Annotated in this window: 29 protein-coding genes; 18 read left to right on the forward strand and 11 right to left on the reverse strand. The window is 72.5% G+C overall.

The features are described from left to right. A complete protein-coding gene (locus H030_RS36715; RefSeq protein WP_051222088.1) occupies positions 1–474 on the forward strand; it encodes a MarR family winged helix-turn-helix transcriptional regulator in 474 nt (157 codons plus the stop codon). On the opposite strand, the gene H030_RS30495 is transcribed toward H030_RS36715, so the two are convergent. After that, on the reverse strand, positions 471–1,244 hold the full coding sequence (locus H030_RS30495; RefSeq protein ID WP_051222090.1) for a TetR/AcrR family transcriptional regulator: 774 nt from the start codon (positions 1,242–1,244) through the stop codon (positions 471–473). The genes H030_RS36715 and H030_RS30495 overlap by 4 nt on opposite strands. A 100-nt stretch (positions 1,245–1,344) precedes the next feature. Between H030_RS30495 and H030_RS0108680 the strand changes: the two genes are divergently transcribed. Then, positions 1,345–2,781 carry an MFS transporter gene (locus H030_RS0108680; protein WP_027005831.1) on the forward strand — a complete coding sequence of 479 codons (1,437 nt, stop codon included), beginning with the start codon at positions 1,345–1,347 and terminating at the stop codon, positions 2,779–2,781. Here H030_RS0108680 and fdhD read toward each other — a convergent pair. The 3 genes from fdhD to H030_RS36720 form a co-directional block, all read right to left on the reverse strand. Then, positions 2,778–3,527, reverse strand: coding sequence for a formate dehydrogenase accessory sulfurtransferase FdhD (gene fdhD / locus H030_RS0108685; protein ID WP_027005832.1), 750 nt, complete (start codon positions 3,525–3,527; stop codon positions 2,778–2,780). The two genes, H030_RS0108680 and fdhD, sit on opposite strands and share 4 nt — an antisense overlap. A 16-nt stretch (positions 3,528–3,543) precedes the next feature. Next, positions 3,544–4,371 (reverse strand): hypothetical protein, encoded by an 828-nt coding sequence (locus tag H030_RS0108690; protein WP_027005833.1) that lies wholly within the window; start codon positions 4,369–4,371, stop codon positions 3,544–3,546. Between the two features lie 64 nt (positions 4,372–4,435). Further along, complete coding sequence (locus tag H030_RS36720; RefSeq protein WP_196809052.1) at positions 4,436–7,051, reverse strand: lytic murein transglycosylase; 2,616 nt, start codon at positions 7,049–7,051, stop codon at positions 4,436–4,438. A 398-nt stretch (positions 7,052–7,449) separates the two neighbouring features. Here H030_RS36720 and H030_RS30505 point away from each other — a divergent pair, with 398 nt between their 5' ends. Beyond that, positions 7,450–7,896, forward strand: coding sequence for a hypothetical protein (locus H030_RS30505; RefSeq protein ID WP_051222092.1), 447 nt, complete (start codon positions 7,450–7,452; stop codon positions 7,894–7,896). Positions 7,897–8,184: 288 nt separating this feature from the next. Here H030_RS30505 and H030_RS30510 read toward each other — a convergent pair whose 3' ends face one another. Further along, positions 8,185–8,874: a hypothetical protein gene (locus H030_RS30510; RefSeq protein WP_051222094.1), complete on the reverse strand. Its 690-nt coding sequence runs from the start codon at positions 8,872–8,874 to the stop codon at positions 8,185–8,187. A 50-nt stretch (positions 8,875–8,924) separates the two neighbouring features. On the opposite strand from H030_RS30510, the gene H030_RS0108710 reads away from it, so the two are divergent. The 9 genes from H030_RS0108710 to H030_RS0108750 all read left to right on the forward strand — a co-directional run bounded on the left by H030_RS0108710 (position 8,925) and on the right by H030_RS0108750 (position 17,359). Beyond that, a complete protein-coding gene (locus tag H030_RS0108710; RefSeq protein WP_027005835.1) occupies positions 8,925–9,479 on the forward strand; it encodes a hypothetical protein in 555 nt (184 codons plus the stop codon). A gap of 9 nt (positions 9,480–9,488) precedes the next feature. Then, on the forward strand, positions 9,489–10,469 hold the full coding sequence (locus H030_RS30515) for an NAD-dependent epimerase/dehydratase family protein (protein WP_051222096.1): 981 nt from the start codon (positions 9,489–9,491) through the stop codon (positions 10,467–10,469). Further along, entirely contained in the window at positions 10,469–11,311 is an 843-nt protein-coding gene (locus H030_RS30520) for a lysophospholipid acyltransferase family protein (protein WP_051222098.1), read from the forward strand. The genes H030_RS30515 and H030_RS30520 overlap by 1 nt, the downstream gene beginning before the upstream one ends. A 184-nt stretch (positions 11,312–11,495) precedes the next feature. Further along, positions 11,496–12,719 carry an adenylate/guanylate cyclase domain-containing protein gene (locus H030_RS0108725; RefSeq protein ID WP_231398390.1) on the forward strand — a complete coding sequence of 408 codons (1,224 nt, stop codon included), beginning with the start codon at positions 11,496–11,498 and terminating at the stop codon, positions 12,717–12,719. Beyond that, positions 12,712–13,659, forward strand: a complete 948-nt coding sequence (tilS, locus tag H030_RS30525) for a tRNA lysidine(34) synthetase TilS (RefSeq protein ID WP_051222100.1) — start codon at positions 12,712–12,714, stop codon at positions 13,657–13,659. The genes H030_RS0108725 and tilS overlap by 8 nt, the downstream gene beginning before the upstream one ends. A gap of 12 nt (positions 13,660–13,671) precedes the next feature. Further along, entirely contained in the window at positions 13,672–14,202 is a 531-nt protein-coding gene (gene hpt / locus H030_RS0108735) for a hypoxanthine phosphoribosyltransferase (RefSeq protein ID WP_027005837.1), read from the forward strand. Between the two features lie 81 nt (positions 14,203–14,283). Next, complete coding sequence (ftsH, locus tag H030_RS0108740; protein ID WP_027005838.1) at positions 14,284–16,275, forward strand: ATP-dependent zinc metalloprotease FtsH; 1,992 nt, start codon at positions 14,284–14,286, stop codon at positions 16,273–16,275. Positions 16,276–16,590: 315 nt separating this feature from the next. After that, entirely contained in the window at positions 16,591–16,968 is a 378-nt protein-coding gene (locus tag H030_RS0108745; RefSeq protein WP_027005839.1) for a hypothetical protein, read from the forward strand. A gap of 64 nt (positions 16,969–17,032) precedes the next feature. Continuing rightward, a complete protein-coding gene (locus H030_RS0108750) occupies positions 17,033–17,359 on the forward strand; it encodes a hypothetical protein (RefSeq protein ID WP_155891930.1) in 327 nt (108 codons plus the stop codon). 8 nt (positions 17,360–17,367) lie between these two features. Here H030_RS0108750 and H030_RS0108755 read toward each other — a convergent pair whose 3' ends face one another. After that, positions 17,368–18,141 (reverse strand): YaaA family protein, encoded by a 774-nt coding sequence (locus tag H030_RS0108755; protein WP_027005841.1) that lies wholly within the window; start codon positions 18,139–18,141, stop codon positions 17,368–17,370. A gap of 28 nt (positions 18,142–18,169) precedes the next feature. Between H030_RS0108755 and H030_RS0108760 the strand changes: the two genes are divergently transcribed. Next, positions 18,170–18,475 carry a hypothetical protein gene (locus tag H030_RS0108760; RefSeq protein ID WP_027005842.1) on the forward strand — a complete coding sequence of 102 codons (306 nt, stop codon included), beginning with the start codon at positions 18,170–18,172 and terminating at the stop codon, positions 18,473–18,475. A gap of 57 nt (positions 18,476–18,532) precedes the next feature. Here H030_RS0108760 and H030_RS0108765 read toward each other — a convergent pair whose 3' ends face one another. Next, the gene (locus H030_RS0108765; RefSeq protein ID WP_155891931.1) at positions 18,533–19,174 is read right to left on the reverse strand and encodes a hypothetical protein; all 642 of its coding nucleotides are present in this window, start codon (positions 19,172–19,174) and stop codon (positions 18,533–18,535) included. 78 nt (positions 19,175–19,252) lie between these two features. Between H030_RS0108765 and folP the strand changes: the two genes are divergently transcribed. Genes folP through folK form a run of 4 tightly spaced genes read left to right on the forward strand, consistent with a single transcriptional unit; the run spans position 19,253 to position 21,914 of the window. After that, complete coding sequence (gene folP, locus H030_RS0108770; protein ID WP_027005844.1) at positions 19,253–20,071, forward strand: dihydropteroate synthase; 819 nt, start codon at positions 19,253–19,255, stop codon at positions 20,069–20,071. Next, a complete protein-coding gene (gene folB, locus H030_RS0108775; RefSeq protein ID WP_027005845.1) occupies positions 20,061–20,522 on the forward strand; it encodes a dihydroneopterin aldolase in 462 nt (153 codons plus the stop codon). Before folP ends, folB begins: the two co-directional genes overlap by 11 nt. A gap of 25 nt (positions 20,523–20,547) precedes the next feature. Next, a complete protein-coding gene (locus H030_RS0108780) occupies positions 20,548–21,384 on the forward strand; it encodes an acyl-CoA thioesterase (protein ID WP_027005846.1) in 837 nt (278 codons plus the stop codon). Then, complete coding sequence (gene folK, locus H030_RS0108785; RefSeq protein ID WP_027005847.1) at positions 21,381–21,914, forward strand: 2-amino-4-hydroxy-6-hydroxymethyldihydropteridine diphosphokinase; 534 nt, start codon at positions 21,381–21,383, stop codon at positions 21,912–21,914. Before H030_RS0108780 ends, folK begins: the two co-directional genes overlap by 4 nt. Here folK and H030_RS0108790 read toward each other — a convergent pair. The 3 genes from H030_RS0108790 to H030_RS40415 are packed head-to-tail and all read right to left on the reverse strand — an operon-like array spanning position 21,904 to position 23,977. Further along, positions 21,904–22,866 carry a cation diffusion facilitator family transporter gene (locus H030_RS0108790; protein WP_035126017.1) on the reverse strand — a complete coding sequence of 321 codons (963 nt, stop codon included), beginning with the start codon at positions 22,864–22,866 and terminating at the stop codon, positions 21,904–21,906. The genes folK and H030_RS0108790 overlap by 11 nt on opposite strands. A gap of 8 nt (positions 22,867–22,874) precedes the next feature. Further along, positions 22,875–23,378: a GNAT family N-acetyltransferase gene (locus tag H030_RS0108795; RefSeq protein WP_027005849.1), complete on the reverse strand. Its 504-nt coding sequence runs from the start codon at positions 23,376–23,378 to the stop codon at positions 22,875–22,877. After that, a complete protein-coding gene (locus H030_RS40415; protein WP_027005850.1) occupies positions 23,375–23,977 on the reverse strand; it encodes a TetR/AcrR family transcriptional regulator in 603 nt (200 codons plus the stop codon). The genes H030_RS0108795 and H030_RS40415 overlap by 4 nt, the downstream gene beginning before the upstream one ends. 60 nt (positions 23,978–24,037) lie before the next feature. On the opposite strand from H030_RS40415, the gene H030_RS0108805 reads away from it, so the two are divergent. Beyond that, entirely contained in the window at positions 24,038–24,904 is an 867-nt protein-coding gene (locus H030_RS0108805; RefSeq protein ID WP_027005851.1) for an alpha/beta fold hydrolase, read from the forward strand. Here H030_RS0108805 and H030_RS30530 read toward each other — a convergent pair. Next, positions 24,877–25,632, reverse strand: a complete 756-nt coding sequence (locus H030_RS30530; protein WP_081690621.1) for a glutathione S-transferase family protein — start codon at positions 25,630–25,632, stop codon at positions 24,877–24,879. The genes H030_RS0108805 and H030_RS30530 overlap by 28 nt on opposite strands. Between the last annotated feature and the right edge of the window lie 43 nt (positions 25,633–25,675).

Genomic DNA, 25,675 nt, shown 5'->3' on the forward strand with positions numbered 1-25,675 from the left:
ATGGATCCGCAAGAGCCCGATCTCGTCATCCTCGTGGCGGGCGCCTACACGGCGGTCACCGACCGCCTGCAGCGCGAGCTGGAGTCGCGCAGGATCGACGGCATGCGCCCGTCGTACGGCTTCGTGATCCGGGCCGTGCACGCCGAGCGCCCGACGGTCAACCGGCTGGCGGAGCTGCTGGAGGTCACCAAGCAGTCGGCCTCCAAGCTCGCCGACGACATGATCCGCGCCGGCTTCCTGACCCGCGTCCCGGACGAGGAGGACCGCCGCCGCGTGCGGCTGGAGCTGACCGACCGCGGCGCCGCGGTCCGGCGCAGCGCGCTGCGGACCTCCGAGAAGCTGGAGGACGAGCTGGCCGCCGCGGCCGGCCCGCGCGCGGTGCCGGCGCTGCGCAGGGCGCTGCTGGCGTTGATCGAGGCCGAGGGCGGGCTGGAGGCCGTGGCGGCGCGCCGCCCGCGGCCGCCCCAGGGCTAGGCGGGGTCCCTGCCGCCGGCGTTGCGGCGGCCGCGGTTCGGTGCGTCGTCGAGGCCCCAGCCCTGGGCCGAGAGGCGGTCGGAGGCCGGGGTGGAGAGCAGGCCGTTGATGATGATGTCGAGGCCGAGGGAGAAGCGCTCGTGGCCGTCGCCGCGGGTCATGAGCGGTGCGACGGAGGCCATCGTCGGGTAGCGGTCGGCGGGGATCGAGGTGAAGCGCTCCATGACGCGGGCCAGCTCGGACTCCTCGTGGCCCGGGTCGGCGTAGAGCTGCTGGTAGAGCGCCTGCTCGTAGGCGATCGCGGTCGCGTACATGCTGATCAGGTCGGCGGCGTAGGCGATCGCCTGGTCCTCGGCGCCGCCGGCCCGCAGCAGCGACATCATCGACTCGCTCACGCGCAGCGCGTTCTCGCCGGTCGGGATCGTCGCCATGCCCATGATCGCGATGCCCGGGAACTCCTCGGACATCATCGACGTCAGCCGCGTGATCAGCCCGTGGAGCTGCTCGCGCCAGCGCCTCGGGTCGGTCGGCTCGACCTCCACGGTCCCGATCGCGGCGTCGAACAGCAGCGCGTGCAGCGCGTCGCGGTTCTCGACGTAGACGTACAACGACGCCGGCCCGGTGTCGAGCGCCTGCGCGACGCGCCGCATCGACAGCGCCTCGAAGCCCTCGCTGCGCAGGATCTCCAGCCCGGCGGCGACGATCGCCTCGCGGCTGAGCGCGGCCTTGGCGGGCCGGTCGCGGCGGCTGCGGGGACGGGCTTCGGACATCTGGCGCGGGAGTCTACTTGACACGAACGTCGTTCGTTACGTACGGTGTTCGTAGCGAACGGCGTTCGTTCGTGACCTCTCCCCAACCCAAGGACCCCTCTTGACCTCCTCCGCTCCCGCGGCGGCCGCGCCTCCCCAAGCGGCCGCCTACAACCTGCGCTGGATCGTGCTCGCGATCGTGCTCGTCGCCGAGATCATGGACCTGCTCGACAGCACCGTCATCACGATCGCCGCGCCGACCGTCCGGCACGAGCTCGGCGGCTCGACCGCCACGATGCAGTGGTGGGCCGCCGGCTACACGCTCGCGTTCGGCGTGTTCATGATCATCGGCGGCCGGCTCGGCGACCTCTTCGGCCGCAAGCGGATCTTCGCGATCGGCATCGCGGGCTTCACGCTCGCCTCCGCGGCCTGCGCGCTCGCCCCCGACCCGGACGTCCTGATCGCCACGCGCGTCCTCCAGGGCGCCTTCGGCGCGCTGCTGATCCCGCAGGGCCTCGGCATGATCAAGACCGTCTTCCCGCCCGCCGAGATGGGCGGCGCGTTCGCCGCGTTCGGCCCCGTGATGGGCCTCGCCGCGGTCGGCGGCCCGGTCCTCGCCGGCTGGCTCGTCAGCGCCGACCTGCTCGGGACCGGCTGGCGGATGATCTTCCTCGTCAACCTGCCGCTCGGCGTGATCGGGCTGATCGGCGCGCTGCGCTTCTTCCCCGAGTCGCGCTCGCCGGAGCGGCTCAGGCTCGACCCGCTCGGCGTCGGCCTGATCGCCGCCGCGTCGTTCTGCCTGATCTACCCGCTGGTCCAGGGCCGCGAGCTGGGCTGGCCCGTGTGGACCTTCGTCATGATCGCCGCCGGCTTCGTCCTGCTCGGCGCGTTCATGGCCGTCGAGCGCCGCGGCCACGGCACGCCGCTGATCGAGCCGTCGCTCCTCCGGAACCGCGCGTTCACGTCCGGCCTCGCGGTCGGGATCGCGTTCTTCGCCGGGTTCGCCGGGCTGTTGTTGGTGTTGTCGGTCTTCTTCCAGTCGGCGCTGCAGTTCACGCCGTCCCAGGCGGGTCTGGCGTTCATCCCGACGACGGCCGCCTCGGCGGTCGCGGCCGGCGCGTCGTTCCCGCTGATGGCGAGGTTCGGGCGCGGCGTCCTGCAGACCGGGATCGTCGTGATCACGCTGTCGCTGGTCGGCCTGGCGCTGATCGTCGGCCACCACGGGACCGACACGACGACGTGGACGATGGTCCCGGCGCTGATCCCGTTCGGCCTCGGCCTCGGGTTCGTCTTCGGGCCGCTGTTCAACGTGATCCTGGCGGGCGTCGACGACCGCGAGGTCGGCTCGGCGTCGGGCACGCTGAACGCGGTGCAGCAGCTGGGCAACTCGATCGGCGTCGCGGTGCTGGCGACGATCTTCTTCTCGCTGACCGACCACGGCCACCTCGCGCCGGCCGCGCTGAAGACCACCGTGTTGATCTCGGCGGGGCTGTTCGCGCTGGCGTTGTTGTTGTCCTTCCTGCTCCCCAAAGAAGCCCGGATGGATGACCCGCACTAGTCGGTGAGGCGCCCGGTGTCCGCGTAGATGTTCACGCGGCCGCCGCGCGCGAAGCCGGCGAGCGTCATGCCGCGGTCGGCCGCGAGGTCGACCGCGAGCGACGACGGCGCGCCGACGCCGACCAGGACCGGGCAGCCCGCGACCGCGGCCTTCTGGACCAGCTCGAACGACAGGCGGCCGGAGACGCAGAGGATCCGGTCGCCGAGCGGCAGCGCGCCGTCGAGCAGCGCGCGGCCGATCACCTTGTCCATCGCGTTGTGGCGCCCGACGTCCTCGCGCACGCAGAGCAGCTCGCCCTGCGGGTCGAACAGCCCGGTCGCGTGCAGCCCGCCGGTCACCTTGAAGCCCGGCTGGCGCAGGCGGTCCGGGAGCGACGCCAGCAGCGCGCGCGCCACGCGCGGCGTGCCGGGGGTCAACGGCTCCGCGTGGACCGCGACCTCCTCCAGCGCGCCCTTGCCGCAGACCCCGCACGACGACGTCGTGTAGAACCGCCGCTCGCGCGCCGCGCCGGTCAGCTCGGCGTCGACCTCGACGATGTTGTTGGCGAAGTCCTCGGTCGGCCCGGCGCCCAGGACGGGACCGCTCAGCAACCCCTCGCCGTGCAGGAACCCGACGGCCAGCTCCTCGTCGTGGCCGGGCGTCCGCATCGTCACCGCCAGCGCGCGGCCGCGCACCCGGATCTCCAGCGGCTCCTCGACGGCGACGCGGTCCTCGATCCCACCATCCCGCACCACGGGGGCGTGCATCATGGACCGAGTTCTACTACTCGATGCCGCCGGCCACCCGGGCGGCCAGCGCCGCCTCCAGCCGCTCGACCGTGCGCTGCACGTCCTCGATCTGCGCGGGCTCCAGCCCGCCCTCCAGCGCGCGGTTGGCGGCGGCGCCGATCGGGCCGCGCTCCTCGCGCAGCTCGGCGAGCCGCCGCGCCATCTCCTTGTGGTGCGTCCAGGCCTGCAGCTCGCTCAGCGCCGCCTCCAGCGCGACCCGGACCTGCAGCGCCGCCTCGCGCGTGCGGCCGCGGTCGAGGTCCAGGCGGGCGCGCAGCGTCAGCTCCTCGCAGGCCAGCGCGACGTCGCGCCCGGCCAGCAGCGCCGCGAAGCGCTCCTGCGGGCGCAGCGCGTGGAGGCGGCGCTCGACCTCCAGCGCGCGCGGGTCCACGTACTTCGCGTCCTCCCAGTGGCCGTGGGCGACCTCGTCGCCGGAGCCGGTGCCGACCCGGATCGCCAGCGCCTGCTCGGCGGCGATCTCGCGCACGAACGGGTCGGCGCGGACGACGCGCTGGGCGTGCAGGACGCGGTTGAGGACGTCGACCGCCGTGGCGACCTCGGCCTCCAGGTCGACGCCGGTCAACCACGCGGCGGCGTCGTCCAGGTCGCCCAGCGGCTGCGCGCCGACGAGCGTCGCGACCGACACCGGGACCGACGAGATCGCGGGGGAGGGCTCGGCGCGGCCGCCGTCGCGCCTGCCGCCGCGGCCGAACATCCCGCGGCGCTTCTTGGCCGGCGCGCCGATCGTCTCGAGGACGAGGACGTGCTCCGGCTCGCCCGCGTGCCCGCGCAGGACGTAGCGCCCGTCGGCGGGGCCGAGCACCCAGGGCAGCTCCAGCTGGACGAACCGGAACCGGGACCCTGGGGCGGGCGGCGCGTCCAGCGGACTACTTCCCGGAGGACTTCTTGGCCGACGACTCGGTGGTCGTCGTCTTCGGCTTGGGGTCGTCGATCGCGTACTTCGACGGCGTGGTCGGCACCGTCGGGTTGTCGATCGAGCCGAGGCGGTTGATCAGCTTGATCCACTGCTTCGGCTTCAGGGCCGCGTTGAGCTGGCGGTCGGCCTTCGAGTCCGAGCCGAGCTCGGGGCGGAAGCCGACGTGGATGTGATCCGCGTGATCCGGCAGCGAGAGCGTGTTGTCCGCGCCGTCGAACGTCATCAGCGAGATGATCTGGTGCGGCTTCATCGTGCCCTGCAGCGTCAGCAGGCGGCGGATCGTCATGTCGGTGATCGAGCCCTCGCCCTGGTGGCCGAGGATCGGGATCCCGTTGATTGCCGCGATGTCGACCGCGTTGCCGGACGAGTGCTCGGACACGTTGCCCGAGGTCGTCATCAGGGAGTGGCCGCACTCCAGCGCGGAGACGGTGGGCTTCAGGCCCGAGGCGGCGAGGAACTCGAGCGTCGCGAGCACGCGGCGGTCGATGTTGCCGGCCTGGATGTCGCGGCGGCCGCAGTCGTAGACCTCGATGCGCGAGTCGTTGAGCACCTCGTGCTGCAGCGACTCCTTGCTCATCAGGAGGATCTGGCCGATCGACGGGTTCTTCGCGTCCGGGCCGAAGAACGGGTTCTTGCCCGCGGCGCGGTAGATCGCGGTCGACTCGAGCAGCTTCCAGCCGTCGAGGATCGGCTTCGGGTCGACCCGCGGCGCGCCCTTGCCCGCCGGGCGGATCTCGAAGAGGAGGTGGGGCGCGACGTGCTTCTCGGTCTTGCCGATGCGCCCGAGGAGCGTGCCCGCGACGACCTTGGAGCCGACCTTCAGCTTCTTGATCGTGACGTCCTTGGAGTCCAGGCCCAGGACCTTGGTGAACTGCGCCTGGTAGCTCGTCGAGCCGTTCTGGAACTCGCCGTTGAGGAGCTGCTCCTCGCCGCCGGACTGGTAGGAGGCGGGGCGCGACGGGTTGGCGAACGCGCGCTCCTTGGCGCCGCCGGTGACGTCGGCCGCGCTCAGGACCTCCTTGGTGCCGGTGCCGGTGGCCGCGGCGGGGGAGGTGGCCTCCTGCGCGTTGGTCTCGGTCCGGTCCTTGGCCTCGGCGTCGCTGGTCTTGGCGGCGGTCTTCGCCTTCGGCTGGCTGCCGGCGGACGCGGCCTGCGTCGGCTTGGCGTCCTTCCTCTTGGCGAGCCCGAGCTCCTTGTTGACCTCGGCCTTGGTGACCTTCTCGGCCTTCGGCACGGCGTACGCGTCGGCGACCTTCTTGAGGTGCGCGTACGTGTAGGTGTTGCCGTAGACGTCCTGGAGCTGGATGAAGCGGCCGAGGCGCTTGGTCTTGCCGACCTTGACGACCTTGCCGTCCTGCGTGGCGATCGCGGGCGAGCCGGCCTTGGCGTAGATGTTGATGCCGCGCCGGGACGTGTTGGCGTCGACCGGGACCGCGGCGTTGTGACCCTTGGCGATCTTCCTGTTGATGTCGCGCTCGGTCAGGTCGTCCGCGTAGGTGGCCTTGGCGGCGACCGGGAAGCGGCCCTGCGTCAGGCCCGTGAGCGAGCCGACGAGGTCGGTCGGCATGCCGCCGATCAGGCGGGCGCGCATCAGGACCGAGTCGACGTACCAGTCGGCGTGGTTGTAGGAGAAGATCGCCTTGCGGACGTCGGTGTCGGCGCCGGCGGCCTTCAGGTAGCGCGCGGCGGCGAAGATCGCGTCGACCGGGTTGTACGGGTCCTTCTTGCCGTCGTGGTTGGCGTCGACGCCGTACTGCTTCCACGTGGACGGCATGAACTGCATCCAGCCCAGGGCGCCGGCGGTCGAGACGTTGAGGTTCCGGCCGTAGTCGGTCTCGATCTCGTTGATGCCGGCCAGGACCTCCCAGCGCACGCCGTACTCGATGCCGGCGGCCTGGTAGATCGGGAGCAGGAAGGGCGGGATCCGGAACTTGTCGATGAAGAAGTTCGGGACGCCGATCGCGGCGGCGCCCGGGAGCGCCTGCGAGAAGGTGGGGTTGGCGGCGGTCGGGACGCCGTCGGCCTGGCGGTCGTCGGTGGCGGTCGGCTGGCCGTCGGCCTTGTCCCTCTTGGACTTCGCGTCCTCGCCGGTCGCCTTGCGCAGCGCCTTGCCGATCGTGTCCTGCGCCTGCTGGCCGCCGGCGGAGGCCGAGGGGCCGGAGTCGGTCGCGCCCGGGACCGCGGAGGTCGCGGGGGACGACGACGTGCCGGGCGTGGCGGACGTCGGGTCGCTGCTGGGCGTCGCGCTCGTGGGCGCGGACGCGGGCGGCGTGGAGGTCTGGGTCGTCTGCGTGGCGTCCGCGGGCGCGGACGGCGACGACGAGGTCCCGGTGTCCGCGGGGGCGGGCGCGGGCGTGTCCGCGGTCACCGACGCGACGGGCGTGGAGACGGACGGGCCCGTGGACGTGTCCGTCGGCGCCGCCGCGGGCGTCGTGGTGGAGGTGGTGTCGTCGACCTGGACCGTCACGGTCTGGCCGCCGAGCAGCGTCACCGTGATGGTGCGTAGGTCAGCCGACGCCGGGAAGACGGCAGCGCCAAAGCCCGCCGTGAATGCTCCGGCGGACATCAGTCCGATCAGCAGCTTGCGCCGTCTCATGAAAAGTGGTGCTCTCCTCCCGCGACCCGATCAGGACCGACCGCGCCGCTGTCGCGGCGTGACCCTACCAAGGGGATCCGATCGGGGGTGCAGGACGCTACTTGCATGTTTCTGGATGTGCAAACCGCAACCGACTCGTGGCTGGTACCCAAGTCGGGACCGGTCCAGGAGGGGCCGTCAGCTCGGAGATCGGCCGATGCGGCGCCGGACTTGAAGACTCGACGTCCGCACTCGGCGTGAAGTTGCGACGAGCTGAGCGCGGAATCGCGATGTGAGGCTCGACTTGAGCCTGAGGGTTTTGAGCGGACGCACGGGCCGGGTACGGTCTGCCGTCCACGGGTGAGCATCCAACCGCAGAGGGCGGAACATTGAGTGAACAGACTGAGAACACCGGCGCCGACGGGCTCCGCGGGCAGATCAAGAGGCAGGGCGAGGACGCGCTCGGGCAGATCGCCCAGCAGCTGATGGAGTCGCCGCTGGTCCACAAGGCGCTGGCCGGCGCGTTCGACGCGCGGGAGAAGGCCGTGCAGGCCCAGGAGGCCGCGATGGGCGCGCTGAACCTGCCGTCGGCCGCCGACCTGGAGCGCCTGACGCGCCGCGTTCGCTCGCTGTCGCAGCGGCTGGAGGGGATCGAGGACGGCGTCGACCGCCTCGACGAGCGCCTCGCCGCGCTGCAGGCCAGCGCCCAGCTGGACGAGCGCCTCACCGGGATCGAGGCCGCGCTGGAGAAGCTCGGCAACGAGGTCGAGGCCGTGCGCAAGAAGCTTCCGGCGACCCCGCCGAGGAGGAGCGCGGCCGCCAGGAAGTCTTCTTAGCTGCTTCGGGGAGAGGGGAGTTCTCGGCGCCCGGGAATTCGGAGCCCGGGATTTCGGAGCCCGCCCGCCCGGGGGATGAAGCGGGCAGGCGGGCGCCGGTTGGCTGCAGCCAGTGGGTGTCGAGTTGGGGAGGAGCGCCGCCGCCGGGGTGTGACAGGAGGAGGAGGCTCCCCGGCGGCGGCTTGGATGCAGTGACTTGCTGCAACGGATAGTGCCGAAGGTCTGGTGACCGATCCATTCGGCGAACAGGTGTCGCGCGGTGCGGATAGCCGCACGGCGGTGTGGTGACTACCCGTCCAGGCCGAGCGCTGCGGCGGCGGCGCGGCCCGCGGCTTCGCCCGCCGCCGCCTGCTGCTCGTCGTCGAGGCGGGCGCCGGTCGCGTCGACCGCGATCGCGACGACGGCGCCGAACGCGATCCCGTGCCGGTTGGCAAGGGTTGCCAGCGCACCGGTCTCCAGATCGGCCGCCAGGACGCCCGCGGCGAGCCACTCGGCGGTGCGCGCCTCGGCGTCGGGCGCGTAGAGGAGGTCGTGGGAGGCGACGAGGCCGGCGCGGTCGGTGGCGTCGGCGACGATCTCCAGGCGCAGCGGCGCGCCGTCGCCGTTGAAGCCGAGCGCGGACGACACGCCGTCCTGCGCGAGCACGCCGGTCACCGCGACCAGCTCGCCGAGCTTCAGCTCCGGGTCGACGGCGCGCGCGGTCCCGACGCGGACCATCGTCGCCACGCCGAGGCCGGCCAGCTCCTCGAGGACGATCGCGGCGCTCGGCCCGCCCATCCCGGTCGCCTGGATCGACAGCAGCTCCCCGTCGCTCGCCGTTCCCGTGTAGCCCCAGAGCCCGCGGTGATGGTTGAGCATCTTGCGGTCGTCGCCGAGCACGACCTGCGCGAGCGCCAGCGCGCGGCCCGGGTCGCCGGGCAGCAGCGCGCGGGGCGCGACGGTGGCGACGGGGCGGAGGTGGAACGGCGCGGCGGGCATGAGGGCGGCGAGTGTACGGGCGGGCCGAGCGGGCATAGACTCACCGAGCCATGGCGAAGAAGTCCAAGAAGGAGAAGGCCGCCGCCGACGCGGCCACCTCGCGTGCCGACCAGCTGCGCGCCGCCGTCGAGGGCGCCTTCGGGGCGACCGCTCAGGGTGCCGCACCGGTCGGAAAGCGCGCGCAGGAGCTGGCCGACGAGCTCGTCGGTGCCGCGACGCGCCTGCGTGCGTCGCTGATCGCCGACGAGGACCTCGTCGCGGCCGCGACGAGGGTCCGGGAGACGCTCGGCTCGCCCGAGGCGGCCGCCGCGGCGACCCGCGTCCGCGAGGCGGTCGAGGGCCTGCGCAGCTCCGCGACGCCTGGGTCGGGCGGCGGCGCAACCGCGTCCGGCCCGACGTTCGACGACCTCACCGCGCTGCGCGCGCAGGTCGAGAAGCTCGAGGCGCGCGTCGCCGAGCTGGAGACCGCGGCCGCCGCGCCCAGGCCGGCGCCCAGGCGCCGCGCCCCCGCGCGCAGGCCGGCCGCCGGCGCCGCGAGGCCCACCGCACGCCGCACCGCCGCCCGCAAGCCGCCGGCGACCGGCGGCGACGAGCCCGCCGCCTAGCGCACGGTGGTGCTCCCGACGCGCCGCGTCCTCGTCACGGGCGTGTCCGGTCCGCTGGGCGCGCGCGTCGCCGCGCGCCTGGCCGCCGACCCGTCGGTCGAGCACGTCATCGGCCTGGACTCGCGCCGGCCGCCCGCGCCGCTGGCCGAGCGCATCACCTACGTCGAGGCGGACCTGCGCCGCTCCGACCTCCAGCAGATCCTGAAGGTGGCGGCGCCGCACGTCGTCGTCCACCAGGACATCGTCCAGTTCCCGGAGCCGGGGCGCAGCGCCCGCGCGCTGCACGACCTCAACGTCATCGGGACGCTCCAGCTGCTGGCGGCCTGCGACCACCTGCCCCAGCTGCAGGCGGTCGTCGTCAGGGGCAGCGCCGCGATCTACGGCTCGGCCCCCGACGCGCCCGCGTTCTTCACCGAGTCGCTCGCGCGCCGCGGCGTGCTGACCACGCGCTTCCAGCGCGACGTCGCCGAGCTGGAGCGCCTGATCGAGGCGTTCGCGCGCCGCCATCCCGCGGTCGTCTGCTGCGTACTGCGGATGCAGCCGATCATCGGCCGCGGGCTGACGTCGCCGATCATGAAGCTCTTCGCGGCGCCGGTCGTCCCGACGTTCCTGGGCTTCGACCCGCGCCTGCAGTTCCTGCTCGACGAGGACGCGATCGGCGCGCTGGCCGCCGCGGTCGACCGGCCGGTGCGCGGCGCGGTCAACGTGGCGGGCGACGGCACGGTCTCGCTGGCGCGGTCGCTGCGGCGGCTGGGCAAGCGCGCGCTGCCGATCGCCGGGCCGCTCTACGCGCCGACGGTGAGCGCGCTGGCGCGCGCCGGGCTGGTCCCGGCGCTGCAGGACGACGTGATCCGCTACCTGCGCCACGGGCGCGGCGTCGACACCACGCGGATGAAGCGGGAGCTGAGGTTCGTTCCGACCCATACGACGGCCGAGGCGATCGACGCGGTCGCCTCCGCGATCAAGGACGACAACAAGGTGGTGGCGTGATGCTCGGCCTCGGGCTCGTCCGCGAGCTGGGCCGCGCGGCCGACGTCGTCGCCAAGCGCCTGCGCGGCGAGTACGACGAGGACGAGTGGGGCTTCGACCCCGAGTTCGCCGACGCCGCCGCGCCGTTGTTGTCGTTCTTGTACGACCGCTGGTGGCGCGTGACCGCGACGGGGACCGAGCACGTCCCGCGCGAGGGGCGTGCGTTGTTGGTGGCCAACCACGCGGGCGTGCTGCCGTGGGACGCGACGATGATGGCGCTCGCGCTGCGCCGCGCGGGCGTGTCGCGGGACCCGCGGTTCCTGGTTTTGGATTGGGCCTTCGGGCTGCCGTGGGCGTCGGTGGCGATCCGGCGCGGTGGCGGCGTCCCGGCCAGCCCCTACAACGCGCTGCGGCTGCTGGAGCAGGACCACCTCGTGATGGTCTTCCCGGAGGGCGCCAAGGGCGTCGGCAAGCCGTGGTCGGAGCGCTACCGCCTGCAGCGCTTCGGGCGCGGCGGGTTCGTGGAGCTGGCGCTGCGCACGGGCGCGCCGATCGTCCCGTGCGCGGTCGTCGGCAGCGAGGAGATCTACCCCAAGCTGGGCGAGATTCCGGGCGTGGCGAGGCTGCTCGGCGCGCCGTACATGCCGATCACACCCACGTTCCCGCTGCTCGGCCCGTTCGGCGCGATCCCGCTGCCGTCGCGCTGGCGGCTCGCGTTCGGCGCGCCGATCGAGCTCGGCGGGCTCGGGCCGGAGGACGCCGACGACCGCGCGACGGTCCTGGAGATCGCCGAGGACGTGCGCGGCCGGATCCAGAGCATGGTGTACGACAACCTGATCGAGCGTCAGGGAGCGTTCCGATGACGTTGACTTCGCGCTCCGGTCGGAGTACCCATAGGAGTCAGAAGCAGGTCGCAAAGTGGGTGGCTCGATCACACCCGCAAGGTGCCGCCCAGTCGTGGACGAGCGCCGTCGGCCTCGTCGCGGGCCGTGCCCGCGGGCGGCGGGATCTCCACCGGGATCCCGCCGCTGATATGAGGTGGGTCGGGTGAGCGACGAGCTGCCCGAGACGCTGACGCTGCCCGACGTCGCGCGCCGTGTCGGCGTGACGCCGTCGACGCTGCGGCGCTGGGTGTCGTCCGGGCTGGTGACGCTGGGCGACGACGGGCTGCCGTCCGCGGCGACGCTGGCGAGCGCGCGCGTGGTCGCGCGGCTGCGCGAGCGCGGGTTCTCGCTGCAGGAGATCCGGGAGGCGACGGAGTCCGGCAAGCTCGCGTCGTCCTACATCGAGGGCCTGCTGCCCGACGCGCCCGCGCACTGGACGCTGGAGCGCGCGGCGCGTGAGACCGGGCTGGAGCCGGCGCTGATCGAGCGCATCTTCATGTCGATGGGGTTCGGCGCGCAGGGCGGCCTGGACCATCTGACCGATGACGACGTCCAATTGCTCCGCTATGCCGCGGCGGTGCTGGCGGCGGGGCTGCCGCTGGTGGCGTTCCTGCAGCTGGTCCGGGTCTACGGGACCGCGATGTCGCAGATCGCCGACGCGGAGGTCCGGCTGTTCCACCTGTACGTGCACGAGCCGCTGATGCGCGACGGCGTCCCGGGGTGGGAGATGGCCGAGGAGATGGCCGGCCTGGCGCGGGAGATCCTGCCGCTGGCCTCGCCGATCATGGACCACGCGCACAACCGGTTCCTGCAGCACTTCATCGAGCAGGACGTGATCGGCCACATGGAGGCCGACCTCGGCGACGGGCCGCTGGACCTCGGGCGCCTGCGCGTGGCGATCGCGTTCGCCGACCTCGCGGGCTACACGAGGCTGACCGAGGAGGTCGGCGACGAGGAGGCGGTCAGCGCCGTGGAGCGGTTCGTGGAGCATGTCGAGCTGTCGCTGCCCGACGACGCGCGGATCATCAAGACGATCGGCGACGAGGTGATGGTCGTCGGGTCCGATCCGGGCGCGCTGCTGGACTGGGCGGTGACGTTCCAGCGCGACGTCGCGCAGCGGCCGCTGCCGCGGATCGGCATGCACTACGGCGAGACGCTGTACCGCGACGGCGACTACTACGGCCGCGAGGTCAACCAGGCCTCGCGCGTGGCGGCGCGGGCGGCGGGCGGCGAGGTGCTGGTCACGCGGCCGGTCAAGGACGCTGCGCGTCCCGGGCTGGCCTTCGACCGGATCGGCGAGGTGCGCCTGAAGGGCTTCACGGAGGCGACCGAGCTGTTCCTGGCGCGCCAGGGGGAGCGGCGGCGGAGGGGACGCCGCCGTGGCTGATCTCGTCGAGCGCGTCCGGGCGACCGGGCTGCTCGACGGCCCGGTGGTGGTGCTGCTCTCGGGCGGGCGGGACTCGACGGCGCTGCTCGACCTCGCGGTGGTGCTCCTGGGCGCGGAGCGCGTCCGCGCGGTGCACGTCGACTACGGGCTCCGGGGCGTCGCCTCGGACGCGGACCGGGAGTGGTGCGTCGCGTTGTGCGACAGGCTGGGCGTGCACCTAGATGTAGTACATGTCGCAAGGCCGGAAGGCTCAGGGAACCTCCAGGCCTGGGCGCGCGACGTCCGCTACGCGCGCGGCGCGGCGGCGGTCCAGGCGTTCCGGCCGGACGCGCGGCTCGCCGTCGGCCACACGCTCAGCGACCAGGTCGAGACCATCATGTACCGGTTGGCCGTCTCGCCCGGGCGGCGGGCGCTGCTGGGGATGGAGGCCGCACGCGGCCTGCTCGTCCGGCCGCTGCTGGCCGCCGAGGTCACGCGCGCCGAGACCGCGACGTGGTGCCTGGACCGCGGGCTGGCGTGGCGCGAGGACGCGTCGAACCTCGACCGCGCCTTCGCGCGGGCGCGCGTCCGGGAGGACCTCCTGCCCGCCCTGCGCGCGGTCGACGAGCGCGCCGAGGTCAACGTCCTGCGGACCGCGGCGCTGCTGCGCGAGGAGGCGGCGGTGCTCGACGAGGTCGTCGCGCGCGAGCTGGAGCCCGACGGCGCCTCGATCGCGCGTGATCGGCTCGCGGCGCTGCCACCCGCGCTGGCCCGGCTGGTCCTGCGGCGGCTGGCCGAGGACGCCACCGGGACGCTCTGCGCGCGGGCCGCGACGCGCCTTGACGACGTTCTTGCACTGGGCCCCAACGGCCTGCTGGACCTGGGCGACGGGGCCCGCGCGGCGGTGGTCTCCGGGACCGTCCGGGTGGGGCGCACCCCCGCGCGCGAGCCGAAGCGTTAGCGTCCCCGGCCCATGCGGGACCCACAGATCGGCGAGATCCTCGTCCAGCCCGACGACCTCAAGCAGAAGGTGCGCGAGATCGGCCAGCAGATCTCGGCCGACTACGCGGGCAAGGACCTGCTGCTCGTGTGCGTCCTCAAGGGGGCGGTCTTCTTCCTGGCCGACCTCATGCGCCACATCGAGATCCCGTGCGAGGTGGACTTCATGGCCGTCTCGTCGTACGGGTCGGAGACCGACTCCTCCGGGGTCGTCCGGATCCTCAAGGACCTCGACCGGCCGATCGCCGGCCGTGATGTCCTGATCGTCGAGGACATCGTGGACTCCGGGCTGACGCTGCAGTACCTGATGCGCAACCTCGGGTCGCGCAAGCCGGCGTCGCTGGAGGTGTGCGCGCTGCTGACCAAGCCGGACCGCCGGAAGGTCGAGCTGCCCACGCGGTACGTGGGCTTCGAGATCCCCGACAAGTTCGCGATCGGGTACGGCCTGGACGTGGCCGAGCGCTACCGCAACCTGCCGTATGTAGCAGCGTTGACGGATGGCTAGACGAACCGGACGGGCTTCCCAGATGCCCCTGGTACCCTCAAGCCTTTCCCGAGCGATGCGAAAGCAGTCCGCGTACCCCTCATGAGCAGGTTCTTCAAGAGCGCCGCCTTCCCCATCCTGATCGTGGTGGTGCTGGCCTTCTTCGCCCAGAAGCTGATCTCCACGGGCGATCAGAAGGCGCCGCCCACGTACGGCCAGTTCGTCGCAGACCTTCAGACGAAGGGCGTCATCAAGAACGTCGACCTGAAGACCAAGGACAACGTGGTCGCGGTCACGCAGACGGATGGCAAGAAGTACGAGACCGGCTTCACCGACCAGGGTGTCTCGACGCTGCAGAACCAGCTGCAGGTCGCCAAGAAGAACGGGTTCATCCAGAACTACGACGTGGAGCCACGCAAGTCGTCGGCTCTACTGGGGCTGCTGACGTACGTGCTGCCCTTCGTGATCTTCATCGCGTTCTGGATCTTCCTGATGAACCAGGTCCAAGGCGGCGGGTCGAAGGTGATGTCCTTCGGCAAGTCGCGGGCCAAGCGCATGTCGGTGGACTCGCCGAAGATCACGTTCCGCGACGTCGCGGGCGTGGACGAGGCGGTCGAGGAGCTCCACGAGATCAAGGAGTTCCTGGAGAACCCGAAGAAGTTCCAGGCGCTGGGGGCGCGGATCCCGAAGGGGGTCCTGCTGTACGGGCCTCCGGGCACCGGCAAGACGCTGCTGGCGCGCGCGGTCGCCGGTGAGGCGGGCGTGCCGTTCTTCTCGATCTCCGGCTCGGACTTCGTCGAGATGTTCGTCGGTGTCGGCGCCTCGCGCGTGCGTGACCTGTTCGAGCAGGCCAAGCAGAACTCCCCGTGCATCATCTTCATGGACGAGATCGACGCGGTGGGTCGCCACCGCGGTGCCGGTCTCGGCGGCGGGCACGACGAGCGCGAGCAGACGCTGAACCAGCTGCTCGTCGAGATGGACGGCTTCGAGATGAAGGACAACATCATCTTGATCGCCGCCACCAACCGCCCGGACATCCTGGACCCGGCGCTGCTGCGCCCGGGCCGCTTCGACCGCCAGATCGTCGTCGACCGCCCCGACCGCAAGGGCCGCTCGAAGATCCTCGAGGTCCACACGCGCGGCAAGCCGCTGGCCAAGGAGATCAACGTCGACGACCTCGCCGGTCAGACGCCAGGCTTCACGGGCGCGGATCTCTCGAACCTGGTCAACGAGGCTGCGCTGCTCGCCGCCCGCAACGGCAAGCGCGAGATCACGCAGAACGAGCTCGAAGAGGGGATCATGCGCGTGATCGCGGGTCCCGAGAAGAAGACCCGTGTGATGGGCGAGAAGGAACGGCTCATCACGGCCTACCACGAGATGGGCCACGCGATCGTCGGGCACTTCCTCGAGCACTCCGACCCGGTGCACAAGGTGTCGATCATCTCGCGCGGCCAGGCGCTGGGGTACACGATCTCGATGCCGCAGGAGGACAAGTTCCTCACGACGCGCGCCGAGCTGCAGGACACCATGGCGATGACGCTGGGTGGCCGCGCGGCGGAGGAGATCGTCTTCCAGGAGATCACGACCGGCGCCTCCAACGACTTGGAGAAGGTCACCGCGACCGCGAAGCAGATGGTCATGCGGTTCGGCATGAGCGAGCGGCTCGGCCCGCGCGTCTTCGGCCACGACCACGGTCAGCCGTTCCTGGGTCGCGAGTTCTCGAGCGAGCCGGACTACTCCGACGAGATCGCTCGCGAGATCGACGACGAGATCCGCCGGATCGTCGAGAGCGCCCACCAGCGCGCGAAGGACATCCTCGAGGAGCACCGCGAGCACCTCACCGTGATCTCGGAGATCCTCCTGAAGCGCGAGACGATCGAGAAGGAGGAGTTCGTCGCGCTCCTCGACGGCAAGACCGAAGAGGACGTCTTCGGCCCCGACGAGACGCCCGACGAGTCCACCCCTCCGGGCACCGCGGCCCCGGCCGACAAGGCCGGCCGCGAAGCCCCCCGCCCCCTGCCCCGCCCGGGCCTGGCCGGCGGCGGCGTCGAAGCCCGCGGCCTCGACGCACCGGAGAGACCCGGCCTCGCATAGCTTCACCCAACGCGCCCCGGCTTTGCCGGGGCGCGTTGCGTTTAACGACCCTCGCTAGACGCGCCTCGTCGCTGGCGGTCGCGCGGCCGCCGCGGGGCGGTCGACGTCGACGGTGCTGCGGGCGTGTCGCCATCGGTGCGTGGTCGCGGGTGGTGACGCGGCCCTCGCGCTCTTCGCGATCGCAGCGGGGTGACATCAACGCTTCTTGCGGCACCGGCGCAGGAACGAGCTGCAAATGCGGAGACTTCGTGACGGCGCTGCATCGATCCGGCGTCAAACGCAGGAACTCTGAGCGACTGGTGGCATCGTGCGCTCGTGGCCGCCGCTCTCCATCTCGCGACGAAGGTCTTCGGACCGTTCTGTCGCCTCCGGACGCCCGGCGAGTCGCAGGACGATGCGACCGCCGTTCTGCAGGCGCTCAGCGGCGAGATCTGGGGGCGGATGCGGAATGGCGTCGCGATGCCGGCGGTGGAGGCCTATGGACGCGGGCTCCGGAGCGGCGAGCGCGGGATCGAGTTCTATGCCTTGACGGCTCCCGATCGGGAGTGGGGCATGCGACCGTATTGGACCGTGCCCGGGTCGCACTTCCGCATCGAGCGGGACGCAGACGGTCGAGAAGTCGGCAAGCTGCAGGTAGCCTTCGTCCGGATCACCCAGGACCTCCTCGATGCCGCCGCCGTCATCAACCGCTAGCACTTCGGTCGTCTGGGACGACCGGCACGAGTCGCCGCCGGGCGACCAGGTTGCGGTCCTCGCGTTGACGCGGGCCGATTGGGAGGCGCTCGGCGCGAGGTTCTTCGCGTTCGAGGACTCGATCGGTGGGATCGGGCATCAGGCGACCGGTCGTATCGACCGTTCGGACGGTGAGAGCGTTCGCTTCGGTGTGCTCGACTACGACGGCGACTCGTCGTACCTGGTGGCGTCGTCGTGGGAGGACGCAGACGTGACGATCGTCGCGCTCGTCGCTGCGGGCGTGTCACCGGCGACGATCCTCGAGCGCATCCCGCCTTCCGAAAGGCAGATGCTCGAAGGCCGCGTCGCGGCGATCGAGCGGTGGATCGACGCGCAGCGCTCGCGCGCCTGAGCCTAGGGTTACGCCGCTGCGATGACGTCGATGACGTGCGCGCCGCCGGGCTTGGCGGGTGGGGTCAGCTCGACGCGGCCGACGTCGGCGCCGCGTTCGGCGATGGTGGCGACGTCCTCGGGTGAGGTGATCGGCTTGGGCGACAGGAGCAGGTCGCGGGTCACGGAGCCGCGGACGGCCTTGGCCATGTGGGAGATCGGCTTGCCGGCGGCGGTCGAGGCCTTGACCTCGACCAGGGTGGACGCGCGCGGGCGCCAGGCCGCGGCGTAGCCGCCGGAGCGCATGTCGACCACGAGGTCGCCGGGTGCGTCGGGCAGGACCGACGTCAGTGCCGGGCGCCACCAGGCGGCGAGGCCGGAGCGGGTCAGCGCCGGGATCCGGGAGCCGATCGACAACCGGTAGGCGGGGATGTGGTCGTCCAAGGCCACGACGCCCCAGAGGGCGGAGGACACCAGCACGTGCTCGCGGGCGCGGGCCAGCGCCGCCTCGGGCAGTGAGGCCAGGTCCAGGTGCTGGAACAACACGCCGGTGTAGACCTCGCCGGCCGGGCCGGCGGGCGCGTCGAGCAGCGCGGCGTCGCGGTCGACCTCGGCGCCCTGGCCGGCGCTCAGCCCCAGGTGCTCCAGCGCCCTCGTCCGGTTCCCCGACGCCATCCTCACCAGCGCCCGCAGCGCCTTCTCGCGGCGCGCTTCGAGCTCCGGGAACGTCAGCGACGAGACATCGACGGGCGCGCCGGACGCGGGCGCGCGCTTGCCCTCGGAGGGCGGCAGGAGGACGAGCACGGCGCCGCACGCTACAACTCACGACACGATGGATGACGGCCCGCGCACCGGAGGCCTGCAGGCGCTCCTGATCATCATCGGCGGCACCGCCGCCTACGTCACGTTCGGCGCCCACGCGTACGGCGCCGCGCCGTTCCTGATCGTCTGCGTCGGGCTGCTCGTGTGGTCCGAGATCTACGCCCGCCGCCGCGCGCGCGAGGACCGCGAAGAGCGCGAGCGCTACTTCCGCGACCGCCAGGTCCGGCGCATGGACTGGACCCGGAAGCCGGAGCTCCCGGGCCAGGACGCCGACTACGACGAGGGCTACGACCCCTTCAACGTCCCGGGCCGCTGACGCGCCCGCGGCGCCCGCCGCGCCCGCGCCCGCGCCGGCACTCGCGCGGCGCCGCGCTCAGCTCCCGAGCGCGGGCGGCAGCATCGCGTCGAGCAGCTCGACCAGCGCGCTGAGCTCGTAGTCCTGCAGGTCGCCCTCACGCGCCGCCAGCTCGGCGACGGCCTTCGGCCCGCCGATCAGGACGCCCTCGACGATCAGCGGCCGCAGCCGCTCGACGCTCTCCTCGCCGTCCAGGCACAGCGCGGCCGCGACCGGCGCGTAGTCGTCGAGCGCGGTCCGGATCGCCACCGCGCGCTGCCGCAGCGGCGCGACCAGCGCGGTCCGGTCCTCGAGGGCGCCGTCGCGCAGCAGCTCGGCCCGCGCGCCGAAGATCCCGCGCAGGCGCTCGACGGCCAGCGGCTGGATCACCTCCGCCAGGCTCCAGCCGCCGACGACCGTCACGCCGCCCGGTCCGACCGCGAGGTGCTCGGCGAGCAGCCCGCCCGGCAGGCGGCGGTCGTGCAGCATCACGACCGGCAGATGGCGCAGCGCGCGCTGCAGCGACCGGGCCAGATCCCTGGAGCGGACGGCGTCCACGTCGCGCGCCTGCTCCAGCAGCATCCGCTCCAGCCCCCAGCGCAGGTCCGCTCGGTCGGTGGCGCTCAGCGGGTCACTTTCCCCTGCTGCAGACGCCGCGTCCCGGTGAGCGAAGCTGTCCATGTTGGCCTCGTCGGCGCCATCCCCCGATCGCGTGAGGCGAGGCGTCCAATCGTGGACACCTCTTATCGTCCCGTGGCGATGGCAACAGCGTTCGAGATCATGGGCGTCGTCAACGTCACGCCGGACTCGTTCTCCGACGGCGGCGAGTGGTACGACCGCGACGCCGCGGTGACGCACGGACTCCAGCTCGCCCAGCAGGGCGCGGCGATCCTCGACGTCGGCGGCGAATCCACGCGCCCGCGGGCGCTGCCGGTCCCGGAGGAGGAGGAACTGCGCCGGACCACGCCGGTCGTCGCCGCGCTGGCGCGCGCGGCCGGACCAGACACCGTCGTCTCCATCGACACGACCAAGCTCCACGTCGCCGAGGCCGCGCTGCAGGCGGGCGCGACCTACGTCAACGACATCACCGCGTTCCGCGCCGAGCCCGACATGGCCGGCCTCACGGCGGATCGCGGAGCGCGCTGCTGCCTGATGCACATGCTCGGCGAGCCGCGCACGATGCAGGACGACCCGCGCTACGCCGACGTCGTCGACGACGTCAAGGCGTTCCTGACCGAGCGCGCCGAGTTCGCCGTGCGCGAGGGCATCAGGGAGGACCGGATCGACCTCGACCCCGGGATCGGCTTCGGCAAGACCGTCGCCCACAACCTCGAGCTGCTGGCGCGGACCGACGAGCTGGCGGCGCTCGGCTTCCGGATCGTCATCGGCGTCTCGCGCAAGGGCTTCATCGGCAAGCTGACCGGCACCCCGGACCCCCACGCACGCGTACCCGGGACGATCGCCGCCAACGTCCTCGCCTACGAGCGCGGCGCACGCGTGTTCCGCGTGCACGACGTCGCCGAGGCGTATCAGGCGTTGACGATCGCGAGTGCTACTTTGGGGCGCGATGGCGCCTGAGAACGAGCCGGATGACGACCTCGAGCCCGACGACGTCGAAGACGATGACTTCGACGAGGACGGCGGCGACCAGACCGAGGTGACGATCGAGGTCCGGGGTCTGTCGCTGTACACGCACCACGGGGTGTCGGCCGCCGAGCGCGAGGTCGGCCAGCGGCTGGTGCTCGACATCCGGCTGGAGGTCGGCGACTGCGACGCGACGGTGACCGACATGGTCGAGGACACCGTCGACTACGGCGAGGTCTGCAACACGGTCTCGCTCGTCGCCCAGCAGCGGTCGTACAAGACGCTGGAGCGGCTGTGCAGCGCGATCGCCGACCGGCTCCTTGACGAGTACAGCGCCGACGAGGTGTGGGTCAAGGCCGCCAAGCCCGAGCCGCCGATCCCGCTGCCGGTCGACGAGGTCTCCGTCGAGGTTTGGCGCCAGCGCGGCGGCGAAGACGACGACTGAGCCGTACGGCGCACGCACTCACCGCATGACGACGACGTTCGACGCGGACACCGCGGTCGCGCCCGCGGGCGCCCCGGGGGTCTACGACGCCACGATCTCCCCGCGCTGGGCGGTCCCGCGCGGCCCCAACGGCGGCTACATCGCGGCGCTGATGCTGCGCGCGCTGACCGACGCGGTCGGCGACCCGGACCGCGCGCCGCGCTCGCTGACGCTGCACTACCTGCGCCCGCCGGTCCCGGGCGAGCCGGCCGAGGTCCACGTGACGGTCGAGCGCGCGGGGCGGACGCTGACCTCGCTTTCGGCACGGATGGTCCAAGGCGGCAGGCCGATGGTCCTGGCGCTCGCCGCGTTCGCTTCTGACTTCCCGACCGCCGCCGACTACGCGCAGCCCGCGCCCGACGTGGGCCCGCCGCCGTCCGACCTGCACGTGGTGCCCGAGGCGCCCGGCGTCCCGGAGATCGCGCTGCGCACCGCACTGCAGCCGCTGTTCGGCGCGATGGCCGGTCCGGGCGGGCTGTCGATGGCCGCGGGCGGGGAGGAGGCGCTGGTCGGCGGCTGGCTGCGCCTCGCCGAGCCGCGCGTCGCGGACGCCGCGGCGCTCGCGTTCTACTGCGACGCCTGGCTGCCCGCGCCGTTCGCGCTGCTGAAGGCACCGGCGCCCGCGCCGACGATCGACCTCACGATCCACTTCCGCCAGCGCCTGCCGCTGGCGTCGATGTCGGCGACCGATCCCGTCCTCGCGCGCTTCACCTCGACGACCTCCGCGGGCGGGTTCTTCGAGGAGGACGGGACGATCTGGGCGCCGGACGGCACGCTGCTCGCGCAGAGCCGCCAGCTCGCGCTGCTGTTCCCGGGGTCATGAGCGGCGGCGGCGCGCGCGCGTACCTCGGGCTCGGCGCGAACGTCGGCGACCCGCGCGCGCAGCTGCAGGCGGCGGTGGACGCGTTGCGCGAGCGGGGCGTGACGACCGTGCAGTCGTCGTCGGTCTACGAGACCGACCCGGTCGGCGACATCCAGGACCAGCCGGTCTTCCTCAACGCCTGCGTCGCCGTCGAGGTCGTCGATGGTGTCGACCCCGACGCGCTGCTCGCGGCGTGCAAGGACGTCGAGCGCGCCCTCGGCCGCGTCACCGAGGGTCCCGGCTACGTCCACCACGGCCCGCGCCCGATCGACGTCGACGTGTTGTTGTACGGGTCGACCGCGTGGTCATCCGACCGCCTGACGATCCCGCATCCCGGCCTGCTCGAACGCCGCTTCGTCCTGATCCCGCTGCTGGAGATGGACTACAACCTGCAGACGCCCGCCGGCGCCCGCCTCTCCGACGCCCTCGCCGCGCTGCCGGTGACCGAGGGCGTCCGCCGCAGCGGACCGCCGCTCACGCTCACGCTCTGATCCGCGGGAGGCCTTCCTGGCAGTTGACCTCCAACTGCACCAGGTCGCCCCCCTCATGGTCCATCTGCAACGTCGTGTGCTCGATCCCGAAGCGGTCGCGGAGCACCTCGACGAGCTGCAGGCGCGCCGCGTGGCAGTCGCAGTCGCGGCCGACGATCACGTGCGCGGCCAGCGCCGGCATGTCGGACGAGACCTCCCAGACGTGGAGGTCGTGGACCTCGACGACGCCCGGCTGGTGCACGAGCGCCTTGCCGATCTCCGGCACGTCCATGCCGCGCGGGGCGGCCTCCAGGAACACGCGGCCGGAGTCGCGCAGCAGGCCGTACGAGGCGTACAACATGATCGTCGCGACGATCAGCGCCGCGATCCCGTCCGCTTCCTTGAAGCCGGTCAGGATCACGATCAGCCCCGCGATCGCCGTGGCGATGAACGCCGCCAGGTCGGTCAGCAGGTGCTGGTAGGCGCCCTCGATGTTCATCGAGTCGCGGTTGGCGCCCGCGACCGCCCTGGTCGCCGCGAGGTTCACGGCGACGCCGATCAGCGCGACGATCAGCACCGCGGTGCCCTCGACGTCCGGCGGGTTGATGATCCGGCGCACGCCCTCGATGACGACGAGCACGCCGAGGACCAGCAGCGTCGCGCCGTTGAACTGGGCGCTCAGGATCTCCGCGCGCTTGAGCCCGAACGTGAACGCGCCGCGCGCGGGCCGCTGGGCGAGCGAGATCGCCAGCAGCGCGAGGGCGATCGCGGCCGCGTCGGTGAGCATGTGCGCGGCGTCGGAGAGCAGCGCCAGCGACGACGCCGCGATCCCGACCGCGACCTCGACGGCCATGAACCCCAGGATCAGCGCGAGGGCGACCGCGAGCTTGCCGCGGTCGGCGTCCGCGGAGATCTCGTGGCTGTGGCCGTGGCCGGCGCCTCCGTTGTGGCTGTGATCGTGCCCGTGACCCACTTGCGACCTCAAGGGTACGCCGCGTACACGAGCATCTGCTCGTCGTAGGCGTGGCGCTCGCCTTCCGGCATGAGACCGAGCTTCTCGGCGACGCGCTGCGAGGCGATGTTGTCGTGCTTGATCACGGCGATCACGCGGTCCAGCGACCACTCGCCGAACGCGCGGGCCAGGACCGCCCGCGCCGCCTCGGTCGCGTAGCCGCGGCCCCACGCGTGCGGCGCGAGGTCCCAGCCGATCTCGATCTCCGGGCCCTTCATCTCCAGCGGCTGCAGGCCGCAGTCGCCGAGCAGCACGCCGGTCGCGCGGTCCTCGATGGCGAACATCGAGAACCCGCGCGCGGCCTGCAGGGCGATCTGCTCCTGCACCGACCTGTCGAGGTCGGCGGCCAGCTCGGGCCCGATCCAGCGCTCGACATCCGGGTGGGCGTAGATCGCCTGCAGTGGCTCGACGTCGGCGGGCGCGATCGGCCGCAGGCGCAGGCGCTCGGTCTCGATCGGGAACGTCGTCGTCATGCCGCGAGCCCGTCGATCATGCGGTCCAGGATCCCGACGACCTCGGCGCGCGCGACCTCCGGACCCTCCGCGCGGGCGACGTAGAGCGCGCTCTCGTCGAGCGCCCCGATCAGGACGTGCGCCAGCGGCGTCGCGGGCTGGGGCGCGATCAGCCCCGCGTCGATCCCGGCCTGGATCGTCCCGGCGACGAGCCCGAGCCCGTGGCGCAGCCCGATCGCCCGCCAGCGCTCCCAGCCCAGGACGGCGGGCGCGTCGAGCAGGACGATCCGCTCGACCTCGGGCTCGGCGCAGACGGCCAGGAACGCGCGGGCGCCGGCGCGCAGCGCGGCCACCGGGTCGGTCGCGCCGCCGAGCGCCTCGTTGGCGATCCGCTGCGTGGTCCGCGCCTCGACCTCCTCGAAGACCGCTTCGAACAGCTGCTCCTTGTCCTTGAACTGGTGATAGAGCGCGCCGCGGGTGACGCCCGCGTGGCGGACGATCTCCTCGGTCCCGACCGCCGCGTAGCCGCGCTCGCCGAAGAGGCCGCGGGCGGCCTCGAGCAGCGCCCTGCGGGTGATCGCCGAGCGCTGGACCTGCTTGTTGGTGGTCTTGAAATCCATACAGCCTGTATGTAAGTTGCGTACTGCCTGTACGCAAAGCTACCCGGAGGGCCCGACGAGATGCCCGAAGTGACGCTGGACCAGGGGACGATCCGCTATCGCGACGAGGGCTCTTCCAGGGGCCCGACGGTCGTGTTCATCCACGGCGCGCTGGTCGACGGGCGCCTGTGGGACCCGGTCGTCGAGCGGCTGCGCGGGTCCTGCCGCTGCGTGGTGCCGGAGCTGCCGCTGGGGTCGCACGAGCTCCCGCTGCGCGCGGACGCCGACCTGTCGCCGCACGGGGTCGCCGAGCTGATCGCTGCGTTCCTGGAGGCGCTGGAGCTGACCGACGTCGTGCTCGTCGGCAACGACACCGGCGGCGCGCTGTGCCAGCTCGTCGTGACCGGCCGCGCGGCGCCGCGCGTGGGCAAGCTCGTGCTGACGCCGTGCGACGCGTTCGAGGACTTCCCGCCGAAGGCGTTCGCGGGGCTGTTCAGGGCGGCGAAGCTGCCGGGCGGGCTGGCGGCGCTACTGCAGCCGATGCGGAGCCGCCGCGTGCGGCGGCTGCCGCTGGCCTACGGCTGGCTGACGCGGCGGCCGGTCCCGGACGACGTCACCGACGGCTGGGCGCTGCGCGCGCTGCGCGACCGCGACGTGATGCGCGACCTCCGCAAGGTCCTGGCGGGCATCAGGCCGAGCGTGTTGCTGGACAACGCCGCGAAGTTGTCGTCCTTCACCAAGCCGGTGCTGATCGTGTGGGCGCGTGAGGACCACTTCTTCAAGCTCGCCAACGCGCACCGGCTGGCGGCCGTGTTCCCGGACGCGCGCGTCGAGGAGCTGACCGACGCCTACACCTTCGTGTCGTGGGACCAGCCGGACCGCGTGGCGGCGCTGGTCGGCGCATTCGCGGGCGCGGAGGCTCAGTTGGCGGGGAGCGTGGCCGCCTGAGCGGCGCTCTCGACCGGCAGCCCGCCTGGCGGGACGCTCGCGACCGGGCGCGGGAACCAGCGGAAGGCGAACTCCTCGGCGGGGCGCCCGGCGATCAGCGGCCGCACGTCCTCCAGCGCCCAGAGCAGGGCGATCGACGGCGCGATCTGGAGGTCGGCGGCGTTGGGCTGCTCACCGTTCAGCGTTCCGGCGGCGATGTACGCGTCGATCTGGTCGAGCATCAGCGGCAGCTCGGCGAGGTCGGCCCGGACCCGCTCGTCGGTGACACCGTTCATCTTGCGCTCGATCGGGAGGATCAGATGCGAGGCGGCGACGACGACGGGCTTGGGTAGCTTGGGGGAGGACTGGCCCTCCTGGAAGCCGTGCATCGCGGCGCGGTGCTTTGTGAAGGCGGGCCAGAGCAGGCGGCGGGGGACGGACTGGAAGACCTCGTCGCCCCACTGCTCGGCCTCGAGGATCGCCGAGGCGCCGGCCGGGCCCGCGTAGAGCGGCGGCGTCGGGACGCGGTCCTCCAGCGCGCGGAGGATCCTGCGGGAGCCCTGGACCTTCTCGCCGTCGTCGAACTTGACGCCGGGAACGGTCCGGCCGCTGAAGACGACGCTCATGACCAGCGGCTGCGACGAGGCGGGCAGCTCGACCCGCTTGAACGGGACGCCCTTGATCTCGAAGGCCTTGATGACCGTCTCGCAGGGGTGCGAGCCGTGGACCATGTAGAGGCGAGCGGGCATGGGCGGACCCTACCCGGGCGGGCGACCGGTCGGCGCGGGTTGG

This window comes from Conexibacter woesei Iso977N, assembly GCF_000424625.1.
Taxonomy (GTDB): Bacteria; Actinomycetota; Thermoleophilia; order Solirubrobacterales; family Solirubrobacteraceae; genus Baekduia; species Baekduia woesei_A.